Source organism: Bradyrhizobium sp. CSA112 (assembly GCF_029051645.1).
Classification (GTDB): domain Bacteria; phylum Pseudomonadota; class Alphaproteobacteria; order Rhizobiales; family Xanthobacteraceae; genus Bradyrhizobium.
Map to the genome: position 1 here is coordinate 123184 of NZ_JAACFS010000019.1, position 12244 is coordinate 135427.

The 12244-nt window shown below is 63.8% G+C and carries 9 protein-coding genes and 1 pseudogene; 5 read left to right on the forward strand and 5 right to left on the reverse strand.

Translation table 11 applies throughout. The annotated features are described in order from the left end of the window. Window positions 1-39 precede the first annotated feature (39 nt). A complete protein-coding gene (locus GWE18_RS26615; RefSeq protein WP_275188653.1) occupies window positions 40-1101 on the reverse strand; it encodes a helix-turn-helix domain-containing protein in 1062 nt (353 codons plus the stop codon). A gap of 285 nt (window positions 1102-1386) precedes the next feature. Here GWE18_RS26615 and GWE18_RS26620 point away from each other — a divergent pair, with 285 nt between their 5' ends. From GWE18_RS26620 to GWE18_RS26635, 4 genes are all read left to right on the forward strand, one after another. Beyond that, window positions 1387-2304: a pirin family protein gene (locus tag GWE18_RS26620; RefSeq protein WP_275188654.1), complete on the forward strand. Its 918-nt coding sequence runs from the start codon at window positions 1387-1389 to the stop codon at window positions 2302-2304. Window positions 2305-2367: 63 nt separating this feature from the next. After that, window positions 2368-3282, forward strand: coding sequence for a phosphoribosylaminoimidazolesuccinocarboxamide synthase (locus tag GWE18_RS26625; protein ID WP_275188655.1), 915 nt, complete (start codon window positions 2368-2370; stop codon window positions 3280-3282). A 137-nt stretch (window positions 3283-3419) separates the two neighbouring features. Next, window positions 3420-4226, forward strand: coding sequence for a crotonase/enoyl-CoA hydratase family protein (locus GWE18_RS26630; RefSeq protein WP_275188656.1), 807 nt, complete (start codon window positions 3420-3422; stop codon window positions 4224-4226). A 103-nt stretch (window positions 4227-4329) separates the two neighbouring features. Beyond that, window positions 4330-6528, forward strand: coding sequence for a SulP family inorganic anion transporter (locus GWE18_RS26635; protein WP_275188657.1), 2199 nt, complete (start codon window positions 4330-4332; stop codon window positions 6526-6528). A 104-nt stretch (window positions 6529-6632) separates the two neighbouring features. Here GWE18_RS26635 and GWE18_RS26640 read toward each other — a convergent pair whose 3' ends face one another. Together GWE18_RS26640 and GWE18_RS26645 are read right to left on the reverse strand one after the other, a co-directional pair. Further along, window positions 6633-8126 carry an NAD-dependent succinate-semialdehyde dehydrogenase gene (locus tag GWE18_RS26640; protein WP_275188658.1) on the reverse strand — a complete coding sequence of 498 codons (1494 nt, stop codon included), beginning with the start codon at window positions 8124-8126 and terminating at the stop codon, window positions 6633-6635. A 240-nt stretch (window positions 8127-8366) separates the two neighbouring features. After that, window positions 8367-8687: a hypothetical protein gene (locus GWE18_RS26645; RefSeq protein ID WP_275188659.1), complete on the reverse strand. Its 321-nt coding sequence runs from the start codon at window positions 8685-8687 to the stop codon at window positions 8367-8369. A 357-nt stretch (window positions 8688-9044) separates the two neighbouring features. Here GWE18_RS26645 and GWE18_RS26650 point away from each other — a divergent pair, with 357 nt between their 5' ends. After that, window positions 9045-10238, forward strand: coding sequence for a serine hydrolase domain-containing protein (locus tag GWE18_RS26650; RefSeq protein WP_275188660.1), 1194 nt, complete (start codon window positions 9045-9047; stop codon window positions 10236-10238). Between the two features lie 708 nt (window positions 10239-10946). On the opposite strand, the gene GWE18_RS26655 is transcribed toward GWE18_RS26650, so the two are convergent. Next, complete coding sequence (locus GWE18_RS26655; RefSeq protein WP_275188661.1) at window positions 10947-11948, reverse strand: adenosine kinase; 1002 nt, start codon at window positions 11946-11948, stop codon at window positions 10947-10949. A 200-nt stretch (window positions 11949-12148) separates the two neighbouring features. Further along, window positions 12149-12244 (reverse strand): annotated as a pseudogene (locus GWE18_RS26660) (IS5/IS1182 family transposase); the annotation flags it as partial.

Consider the following 12244-nt stretch of genomic DNA (forward strand, 5'->3'; position numbering starts at 1 on the left):
TGATTCCAAAATATGCTAATAATAACAATACGATAATTGCTATGCCGCGCTGGCCTTGAGCCGACGATATTCCGTCGGCGTGACACCCGTAATGGCCTTGAAAGCTCGGTTGAACGGGCCGAGCGACTGGAAGCCGGCGTCCATCGCAATGGTAGTGACGGGGACTTCCGCCTGGCTCGGATCCGCGAGCGCGGCCTTGGCTTCTGCGATCCGGTGCTCGTTGAGGAACACATTGAAATTGCGGTAGCCGAGCCGCTGATTGATCAACCGCCGCAGCCGGTATTCCGGAATCCCGAGCCTGGTCGCAAGCGAGCCGATGGTGACGTTGTCGTGACGGTAGATGCGTTCGTCGCCCATCAGCCGCATCAGTGCATCGATAATTTTCTGGTCGGCACCGGATTCGACACCGGCCCCCGCTTCAATTGTATCGGCTTGGATTTCCGCTGCGGCGGGGAACAAATCGGCGCCGTCCACGCGCATCATCGCGATCGAGATCGCCGTCACCACACCGGCCAGCACGGCCGAATTCACGGTGTTGGCGATTTCGGTGGCGCTGCTGCCGGACATCGATATCTGCAGGACCGCGTTCAAGCCGCCATAGAGCGCCACCGCGCTGACGATGAAGGCGCGGACGCGACGGCGGCCCTCGACCAGATCTGATGACCACGAGGCGATGGTCTGCGCGACAGCCAGGGCGATAAAGCCGAGCACGAGCAAATTTATCGCGATGATCGACAATCTCACACCGGATGCCGGCGCAAGCCACATACAGTTGACAAAACTGAACGCCGCGACGGCCGCCCAGATCAGCGCATGCCACCAGCGCAGCCTGAACGCCTCATCGTACAGCGCGCGCGTGAACAGCCAGAACACCACGATATTGCCGGTCGACAGCGCAATCAACGGCGCGCGGGCGATCGACACCGGTGCGGGGGCACCGATCGAATAGCTCACCGCATGGGCCGCCGATCCGAGCGCGAAGGCCGCGGCCAGCCGTCCCGCGAGCACGGTGCCGAAGCCGCGATACAGCGATGCCGCGAGCACCAGCAGCAGCGCCACGGTGGCGCCGCGCAAGGCGATGTCGAGGGTGGAAGGCAGCATCAGGTCGGCCCGTTTTGCGCAGGTCGCTGCGCTTCGCGAACTTAGTGCAAATTGCAATGTGATTCAATTTTGGCGCCCGAGCCACCGTATCCAACGCGAGGAGCACAAGATTTCCGTCGTCCCTGCGAACGCAGGGACCCATAACCACAAATGCGTGTTGTTGAGGCAAGCTGTGGCTCCGGGTCTTCGCAAATGTGGGCCCTCGTGGTTATGGGTCCCGGCTCGCGCTCCGCTTGGCCGGGACGACGGAAAGAGTATGATCGCGGCAAACTTCAAGGAGTTCTCATGAGCTGGCAACCTTCCAACGATCCCGTGCTCGGCGATCCCGCATCCTGCGATGCGCTCGATCTCATCATCGTGCCCCGCACCCGCGACCTCGGCGATGGCTTTGCGGTGCGGCGCGCGCTGCCGCACGGCAAGCGGCAGATGGTCGGCCCTTTCATCTTCTTCGATCATTTCGGACCGGTGCAGTTCATGGCCGGCAAGGGCATGGACGTCCGCCCGCATCCGCACATCGGGCTTGCCACCGTGACCTATCTGTTCGACGGTTCGATCATGCACCGCGACAGCGAGGGCAACATTCAGGAGATCCAGCCCGGCGCGATGAACCTGATGACGGCGGGACGCGGCATCGCGCATTCCGAACGCACCCCCGACGTGCAGCGCCGCGACGGGCAGAAAATGCTGGGCCTGCAGAGCTGGATCGCGCTGCCCACAGGGTCGGAAGAGATCGCGCCGTCGTTCCAGCACTACGCCGCCGAAGCGCTGCGGACCGTGAGGGAGAGCGGATTCACCGCGCGCATCATCGCAGGTCACGGCTTTGGCGTGAAGTCGCCGGTCAGCATGGTGTCTGCGTGGTTCTATACCGAGGTGACCGCGCAGGCCGGCACAAGCGTGCCGCTCGATCCCGATCATGAGGAGCGCGCGATCTACCTGGTCGACGGCGAAGTCGAGATCGCGGGCGAGCGCTATGAGGGGCCGCGCCTGCTGATCTTCAGGCCGGGCGACCGCATCACGGTGAAGGCATTGAGGCCGACGCGGATGATGTTTCTCGGCGGCGACGCGCTGGAAGGCCCGCGCCATATCTGGTGGAATTTCGTCTCCTCCAGCAAGGAGCGGATCGAGCAGGCCAAACAGGACTGGAAAACCGGCCGGTTTGCCGCCGTTCCGCAAGAACATGAGTTCATTCCGTTGCCGGAGTGAGCTATTGCTCCGCTTTCTCATTTGCACGCCTGCACAAGCGTGCCGTTTCGAAAGCCTGACCGAATGAACGCGATGCTCGCCAGCGATTTGCCCTTGCCACGGCTTGGCCGCGGCAAGGTGCGCGATATCTATGCCGTCGGCGACGACCGTGTGCTGCTGCTCACCACCGACCGCATCAGCGCGTTCGACGTTGTGATGGCCGAGACGATCCCGATGAAAGGCGCGGTGCTGACGCAGATCAGCGCGTGGTGGTTCCGCCAGCTCGAAGGCGTGGTGCCGCATCACATGATCAGCGCCGATGCCGATGAAATCATCCGCAAGGTGCCTGCCTTGAAGGACCATCGCGCCGACATCGTGGGGCGCGCGATGCTATGCCGGCGCACCACGGTCTTCCCGGTGGAATGCGTGATCCGCGGCTATATTTCCGGCTCCGCCTGGAAGGAGTATGCCGCATCCGGCACGCTGGCCGGCGAGGAGCTCAAGCCTGGACTGGTCGAAAGCGAGAAGCTGGAGACGGCGATCTTCAGCCCGGCGACCAAGGCCGAGACCGGTCACGACGAGAACATTACGGTCGCCCGGATGCGGGAGATCGTCGGCGCCGACGTCGCGGAGAAGCTCGAGACCATGGCGCGCACGATCTACAATTTCGGCGAACGGATCGCCCGGCACCAAGGCATCATCATCGCCGACACCAAGTTCGAATTCGGCCGCGCGGCGGACGGCCGCATCATCCTGATCGACGAAGTGATGACGCCGGACAGTTCGCGATTCTGGGCGGCCGACGTTTACAAGCCCGGCCGGCCGCAGCCTTCCTTCGACAAGCAGCCGCTGCGCGACTATCTCGACGCCGAGCGCCGCGCCGGCCGCTGGAACGGCGACGCCCCGCCCCCGCCACTGCCGGAGAGCGTGGTGGACGCGACCAGCAAGCGGTACCTTGAGGCGTATCGGCGCGTGACGGGGACGGAGCTATCTATTTGACTCCGTCATTCCGGGACGGTCCGAAGGACCGGACCCGGAATCTCGAGATTCTCAGGTGCGCAAGTTGCGCACCATAGTTCGATGCTTCGCATCGCCCCGGAATGACGCCAATAAAAAACACCAAGGGAGCGCCTGATATGTCCGAGGCAGATACCGTGCTTGTCGAACGCGATGGTCCCATCACCATCGTTTCCATCAACCGCCCGCATCGCAGGAACGCCGTCGATGGCGCCACCGCGCGCAAGCTGTACGACGCCTTTCTTGCCTTCGACGCCGACGAAAGCGCTTCCGTCGCCGTCTTCACCGGCACCGGCGGCTATTTCTGCGCCGGCGCCGATCTCAAAGCGGTGGCGGTGGGCGATCCCAACAAGCGGCGCGAGCTCGGCGGGCATGATTCGATCGCGCCGATGGGGCCGAGCCGGTTGCGGCTGTCAAAGCCGGTGATCGCGGCGGTCGAAGGCTTTGCGGTGGCCGGCGGGATGGAGCTGGCATTGTGGGCAGATATGCGTGTGGTCGCGGAGGATGCGACCTTCGGCATCTTCTGCCGCCGCTTCGGTGTGCCCTTGATCGATCTCGGCACCATCCGCCTGCCGCGGCTGATCGGCCATTCGCAGGCGATCGATCTGATTCTGACCGGCCGCCCGGTCGGCGCGCAGGAGGCGCTGCGGATGGGCCTCGCCAACCGCGTCGTCGGCCGCGGCGAGGCGGTGGCGCAGGCGATCGCACTGGCGCGGGAGATCGCGCGCTTCCCGCAAAAATGCTTGCGCGCCGACCGGCTGTCGGCGCTGCGGCAATGGGACCTTTCCGAGGAGGAAGCGATCGCCAATGAGATGCGCGGCGGGCTCGAGGTGATCGCCTCGGGCGAAACGCTGTCGGGTGCGACACGATTTGCTTCCGGCGGGGGCCGCCACGGCGCGTTCGGCGGCGATGGGGGGACCGACTGACGCCGCGCAGCGCCCTAAGAGCCCGGCTGTCATAAGATTGTTGTTGTCGTCCCACGCCGGCCTCGTCTACGACTAACGTACGGAATTTTGGGGCTTTTTTCGCGTGATTGGTCGATCAACCTGTTTCGGCTCGCGGGCAAAGCGAGCCATCAATGATATTATTGGTGGGAGCGCGGCGAGCGTCCTCGGCACTACATTCGGCCTGTCCTATGCGTTGCTGATCTTCGCAGGACCGCTGTCGCCGTATTTGTCCTATGGCATCGCGGCAACCTTCGTCAGTTCTGCCGTGATTGCGACCGTCATCGCGCTCGGCAGCTCCCTGCCGTTTGGGGTCGCCGGCCCCGACAGCGCCACCGCGGCGGTGACCGGGATCCTGGCCGCATCGCTGGTCGAGCGCATTCTCGCGGCCGATCCGTCGGCGCAATTGCTTTCACCCGTGCTGATCACGCTCGCCCTGTCGACCGTGGTGACCGGCATCGTGCTGTGCGGCCTCGGCCTGACACGGATGGGGCGCGCCATCCGCTACGTGCCCTATCCCGTGATCGGCGGGTTCCTGGGCGCGACCGGGCTTCTGATCGTGCTGGGCGCCGTCCGCGTGATCACCGATCATCCCGTGCAATTGAACACGCTGCTTCGCTTCACCAACATCATCACGATCTCGGAATTGAGCGCGGCTTGCGCGATGGCGTTCGTGCTGTACGTGACCTCGCACCGTTCGCGCGGCCCGTTCGGTCTGCCGGCCGTCCTGATTGGCGGCGTGATCGCGGCGCATCTGGCGTTCTGGATCATCGGCATCTCCTCCGAGCAGGCCCGCGCCATCGGCTGGACCTTCCAGCCTCCGCCGCCGGCGGCGTTCATGTTGCCATTGCACGCCGACGAGCTCTCCCACTATCCCTGGTCAGCGGTCCCCGACCTGCTCGGCAATCTGGTCGCCGTTATCTTCGTCACGGCGGCCAGCACCCTGTTCAACACCACCGGCATCGAAGTCGCAGTGCATCGCGAAGCCAATCTGGAGCGCGAACTCAACGTCACCGGCTTTGCCAATATCCTGGCCGGTGCGCTCGCGGGTTACGCCGGCTGCGTATCGGTCAGCCGCACCATCCTGAATTTCAGCAGCGGCGGCAGGGGCAGACTTTCCGGCCTGACGGCTGCTGCCGTCTCGCTGCTGATGCTGGCGGTGGCACCCGCCCTGCTCGGCTACATGCCGAAATTCGTGCTCGGCGGGCTTCTGCTCTATCTCGGCGCGGGCCAGTTGCACAAATGGATCATCGAATCGCGCAAGCGGCTCTCCAACATCGAATACCTCTCGCTACTCGCGATCATCGCCATCGTTGTCACCTGGGGATTCGTCCCGGGCATTCTGATCGGTGTCATCATCGGCTGCGCGACCTTTGCGTTCAGCGCGGCGCGGATCGAATCGATCAAGTTCAGCTTCGACGGTTCGGAGTATCGCAGCTCGCTCGATCGCTCGCGCGACGACCAGGACGTGCTGCTGGCCCATGGCGGCAAGATCCAGGGGCTGAACCTGCAGAGCTACCTGTTCTTCGGCTCCGCCAACCGGCTCTATCAGCATGTCAAGGTGCTGCTGCAGCAGCAGCCGGAGTGCCGCTATCTACTGTTCGACTTCAAGCTCGTCACCGGCATCGATTCGTCGGCAGCGTACAGTTTTGCGCAGATCAAGCGCAGCGCGCATGATCTCGGCGTCCATCTGGTGCTGGTGCATCTGTCCGCCAGCGCCGAGAAGGTGCTGCGCTCGAGCGACTTCATCACCGATGGCATCACCACGATCGACGAACTCGACCATGCTCTGGAATGGTGCGAGAACGAGATCATCATGCAGCATCAGGGGCTCGCACAGGAAGCGGCCAATCTGCGCGACTGGTTCACCCGGATGCTCGACAGTGAGGACGACGCCGACGAACTGATCCGCCGCTGCCAGCGTATCGAAGTCGCCGCCGCCGAGATCATCGCGCGCGCCGGCGACGCCGCCGATTCCATGCATTTCATCCTCGACGGACGCGTCGGCATCATGGTTCCGGCCGATGACAACCGCGCCACACGTGTGCGCAGCCTCGGCCGCTATACCACGATCGGCGAGATGGGCCTCGTTTCGCACGCGCCGCGCAGCGCGACGATCCAAGCCGAGGTGGCAAGCGTGCTCTACGTTCTGAACACGCGTCAATTCGAGGCGATCAAGACCGACGATCCCGCGCTGGGGCAAAAGCTCCTGACTTACTTTGTGTCCGTGATTGCGGAGCGGCTTTCCTTCGCCAACCGGACCATCGCGGTGCTGCGGCGGTAGAGCGTAGGGTGGGCAAAGCGCAGCGTGCCCACCACTTCTAGCACGGACGACGGCGGTGGGCACGCTTCGCTTTGCCCACCCTACGAAACTCCATCCGGTGACGGCTACACGCCCGCCATCATCACGTACTTGATCTCGACATATTCCTCCATGCCGTGATGCGAGCCTTCGCGGCCGAGGCCGCTTTCCTTGACGCCGCCGAACGGCGCGACTTCGGTGGTGATCAGGCCGGTGTTGACGCCGACCATGCCGGCTTCCAGCGCTTCGGCAACCCGCCAGACGCGGCCGAGATCGCGCGCGTAGAAGTACGACGCCAGGCCAAACGGCGAGTTGTTGCACATCGCGATCACGTCGGCCTCGTCCTTGAAGCGGAACACCGGCGCCAAGGGGCCGAAGGTCTCTTCATGCGCCACCAATGCATCCGCCTTCACGTTGGAAAGCACCGTCGGCTCGAAGAAGCTGCCGCCGAGCGCGTGGCGCTTGCCGCCGGTGATGATCTTCGCGCCGCCCTTCACGGCATCGTCGATGTGTTTTTCGACCTTGAGCACCGCATCCATGTTGATCAGCGGCCCCTGCACCACGCCCTGCTCCGTGCCGTCGCCGATCTTCATCGCCGCGACCTTCTTGGAGAGCTTTTCGACGAACTCGTCGTAGATCTTGTCCTGGGCGTAGATGCGGTTGGCGCAAACGCAGGTCTGGCCCATGTTGCGATACTTGGAGATGATGGCGCCCTCCACCGCCGCGTCGATATCGGCATCGTCGAACACCACGAACGGCGCGTTGCCGCCGAGTTCGAGGCCGAGCTTCTTCACGCCCACGGACGCCTGCTGATAGAGAATCTTGCCGACCTCGGTCGAGCCGGTGAAGCCGACGAAGCGCACGGCCGGATGCTCGCACAGCACTTTTCCGATCGCCGATGAATTGCCGGTGAGGATGTTGAACACGCCCTTGGGCACGCCGGCCTTTTCGGCGAGCGCGACCAGCGCCAGCGCGGTCAGCGGCGTCTCATTGGCCGGCTTGAGCACGACGGTGCAGCCGGCAGCGAGCGCCGGCGAGACTTTGCGGGTGATCATCGAGCAGGGGAAATTCCACGGCGTGATCGCGCCGCAGACGCCGATCGGCTGCTTGATTGCGAGCAGCCGCGCATCCGGCCGCTGGGTTGGGATGGTTTCGCCATAGACGCGGCGGGCTTCCTCGGCAAAAAATTCGACATAGGCGCCGCCGATATCGACTTCGCCAAGCGCTTCCGCCAGCGGCTTGCCCTGCTCGGAAGTCAGGATCAGCGCGAGGTCCTCGCGGTTGGCCGCGATCAGCTCGAACCACTTTCGCAAAATGTTGGAGCGCTGCTTTGCGGTGAGCTTGGCCCAGGCCGGGAATGCGCGCTCGGCGGCTTCGACGGCTTGGGTGGCTTCCGCCGTAGAGAACGCCGGGACCTTTGCGAGTTCGACGCCGTTCACCGGATTGGTGACGGGGCGCGACGGCGTGCCGACCCAGGCGCCATCGATGTAGCAGCGGTCGCGCAGCAGCGAGGGATCTTTCAGGCGGTCGTGAAGCGATGGCTGGGCTTTCGAAGCGCGAGCGGCGACTGGCGGGTTCATGGCAGACCTCCTCGGATTTTCTTGGGATATTGATCCCAAGCATAGGCCTGTATCAGCGGCAATGCATCGGCGGCTGAAGCAGCCCTGCTTCAACGAATATTGAGGGCGATGCCAGTGGGGACCTCCGTCATTCCGGGGCGATGCGCAGCATCGAACCCGGAATCTCGAGATTCCGGGTCTGGTGCTAACGCACCATCCCGGAATGACGACCTCAGTTACGCCCCGGAATGACGGGGCTAATCACGCCGCCCCGCTCAAATACGTCTCGCGGCGGCCGATCATGCTTTGCGCGGCCGCCTTGGCGTCGGCTTTGCTGGACGTCGCGCACGTCCGGTATTCGAGGTCGGGCAGCTTGGCGGGGTCGCGGCGGCCGAACCAGGATCTGGAACCGACCGGCAAAAGCGCCAGCGCCTGGGCGACGTTATCGACCGCCTCGAACGAGTGCAGCGCGCCGGTACCGGCGTAGCGGACTTCGTAGATTCCGGGCGAGATCGGCGCCTCGATATTTTCGCCACGCCCGGGACGGGGGTAGCGCTTCCATTCACTCCAAGTCGAAATCATTTGCGCACCTTTGCACAAGCCGAAAAATGACAACCATTTTGGTTAATTGACCCAGCCAACGCGCTGGCGTTTGCGCTGGAATTTGAACGCCTTACTAAAAAAGATCGGTGACGGGAATCGCGGCGAGATCACGTTATCGTGGATGGTAAAACCGGTCACCGCCATTGCCCTTCCCCCACCGCTGAAAGCCGCGAGGTGTTGCAGTTTTGTGCCGGATAGCCCCACGAGCCCTGCCCGCGCCTTTTGCCCATCACGACATAGCGACATCGGCCGCCGCCGGTCGCGGCCGCTTGCGGGACAAGGCGGCCGGGAGGAAGATCGTTCCACTTCCATAAAAATCAAAGCGGGAGGAGACCCATGCAAAGCAAAGCTGAGATCGACCGGATTCTGCGTCAGAAATGCGAGGCGATGGAGATTCCCGGCGTGGTCGCGATGGCGGCGACGGGGAGCGAGGTGATCTACCAGGGCGCCTTCGGCAAGCGCGACCTTTCCAAGGACGACGCCATGACCGTCGACAGCGTGTTCTGGATCGCCTCCATGACCAAGGCGATCACGACGGCCGCCGGCATGCAGCTTGTCGAGCAGGGCAAGCTCTCCCTCGACGAGCCGATCGGCAAGGTTTTGCCCGATCTCGCCAACCCGCAGGTGCTGGAAGGCTTTGACGAGAGCGGCGAGCCGACGATGCGCCCCGCCAAGAGCCCGATCACGCTGCGCCAGCTCATGACGCACACCGCAGGCTTTGCCTACAACATGTGGAACGGCGCCTGCGCACAATATCTGGAGAAGACGGGCACCCCGGCGATCACTACCTGCCTGAACGCCGCGCTGACGACGCCGATCATGAGTGATCCCGGCACGCGCTGGGAATACGGCACCAATATCGACTTCGTCGGCAAGGCTATCGAAGCCGTCAGCGGCGTGCGGCTCGATGCGTACCTGCGCGATAACATGCTCGCGCCGCTCGGCATGAACGACACGTGCTTCAAGATCACGGACTCAATGCGCCAGCGGCTGGTCGGCATGCACGCGCGGACCGAGGATGGATCGCTGGCGCCGATCCCGTTCGAGCTCGAACAGAATCCGGAATTCCATATGGGCGGCGGCGGCCTTTACGGCACCGCGGGCGACTACATCAAGTTCACTCAGATGATCCTGAACCAGGGCCGCGGCAACGGCAACCAGGTCTTGAGGCCCGAGACCGTCGCGCTGATGAGCCAGAACCACATCGGCGATCTCACCATGGGCAAGATGGTGACGGTGGCGCCGATCTACACCAACGATGTCGATCTCTTCCCCGACATCGTGAAGAAGTGGGGCCTCTCCTTCCTGATCAACACCACCAAGACGGCGGAAGGCCGCAGCGCCGGCAGCCTCGCCTGGGCGGGCCTCGCCAATACCTATTTCTGGATCGATCCGGCGCGCGATGTCGCCGGCGTGATCCTGATGCAGTTGCTGCCATTCGCCGACGCAAAGTGCCTGGAAGCCTTTGCCGGCTTCGAGTGCGGCGTCTATGCCGGGCTGGATGAAGGCAGCGGCCAACGCGCGGCATGATTGCAAAAGGCGCCGTGATCGCACTTCGGGCTTCTCGGCGAGTTCTCTCCGTTCCCTCCCCCTTGCGGGAACCGGGGTTAACCCCGGTTGCGTGGGGGAGAGGGCGCAGCGGAGTTCGTTGATTGCTTCGTGAAAAGGAAAAAGCAGGACGGCGCTTCGTCGCGTGGCACGCCCTCGCCCCACCCGCACCTGTCATGCCCCGCGCATGCGGGGCATCCAGTACGCTGCGGCTTCTCGGCTTAACTATCAGCGCTGTCGGGCAAATCAGTGCTTAGGGCCTTCGACTACTCGCAGATGCTGCGCCACTCATATTGCCGCGTAGCCGGATTGAGAACTTGGCGTTGTGAGCATTGCGAGGTGCCGAGGGGTGGCAATTGCGCCGGTTGAATCGGCGCGGCGGATAGCGGCGTCAGCGCGCAGGTCGTCAGTGGACAGATCGGCGGCAAATCAATCGAGCTACTGCACAGCGGCTGCATTTGCCCATCGACGCAGCGGCAGCCGCAGGATGCCTCCGCTCCGCCTGTGAGAAGAACGCCAAAAGCAACCGTCAAAATCAATCGGCCCATTCTTAAATCCGCTAAGCCGCTGCGCGGTCTCCCTAGTCAGTGCCGCGTGCAACAATTTCTAACATATCGGGATGAGGAGCGATGGATGCCCGGGACAAGCCCGGGCATGACGGTGGGAGAGATCGCACCCGCTCTCTAGCAGCTACACCCCCAACCCATTCTGCCCCGCCAGCTCCTTCAGCGACACCTGCGGCCGTGCGCCGATATGCTGGATCACCTCGGCCGCGGCGAGCGCGCCGAGCCGGCCGCACGTCTCGTGGCTCGCATCACGCACCAGGCCGGACAGGAAGCCTGCGGCGAACAGGTCGCCGGCGCCGGTGGTATCGACGAGCTTTTGAATCGGGAATGCCGGCACTGACGTCACGCCGTCCTGGCTTGCAACCACGCAGCCTTTTTCGCTGCGGGTGACGACGGCAAGTTTTGTATCCTCGCGGAGCTGCTTCAGCGCGCCCTCGAAATCCGAGGTCTGGTACAGCGAGTGCAGCTCGGCCTCGTTGGCGAACACGAGATCGACCGTGCGTTTGCGCATCAGGTCGAGAAACTCGTCACGATAACGATCCACGCAGAAGGAATCCGACAGCGTCAGCGCCACCTGGCGGCCAGCCGCGTGCGCGATGCTGGCTGCCTTGACGAAGGCTTCCTTGGCGTTCTTCGGATCCCACAGATAGCCTTCGAGATAGAGGATGCGGGAGGCTGCGATCTGCGTTTCGTCGATGTCCGAGGGCCCAAGGTCCTGCGCGGCGCCGAGATAGGTGTTCATGGTGCGCTCGCCGTCCGGCGTCACCAGGATGTAGGAGCAACCGGTGGCAGGGCCGGCGGCGGCGGCCTTGGTCTCGAAGGCGACGCCGGCGGCTCTGATATCGTGGGTGTAGAGGCCGCCGATCTGATCGGCTTTCACCTTGCCGATGAAGGCGGCGCGCACGCCGAAGCCGGCAACACCGACGATGGTGTTGGCGCCGGAGCCGCCGGAGACTTCCGTCGCCGGCCCCATGTCGCGGTAGATCGACGTGGCGCGGGCCTCGTCGATCAGCGCCATGCCGCCCTTGGCCATGCCGTGGTCGGCCAGGAACTTCTCGTCAGTTTGCGCGAAGACGTCGAAAATCGCATTGCCGATCCCGAGAACGTCGTATTTTGCGTCAGTCATTCATCCGTCCTGTTTCACGGCGTTTGCGATGAGGTTCGGGCTACCACGGCACGGCCCGCGGCAGCAAGGCTGCCCGTGCCTCATCCTGAGGAGCGGCGCTCGCGCCCGTCTCGAAGGATGTAGGCCCGCCTGTGGCCGCATCCTTCGAGACGCCGCTCCGCGGCTCCTCAGAGTCTGACTCAAAATAAGTCATTGGCATCTCAGGTTCTAGCCAGGCGGCGGGAGAGCAGGCGGATGCTTGCGATCAGGATCCAGGCTTCCGCGCTGGCGATGGTTGCCTCGAAGTCTTTGGCCAG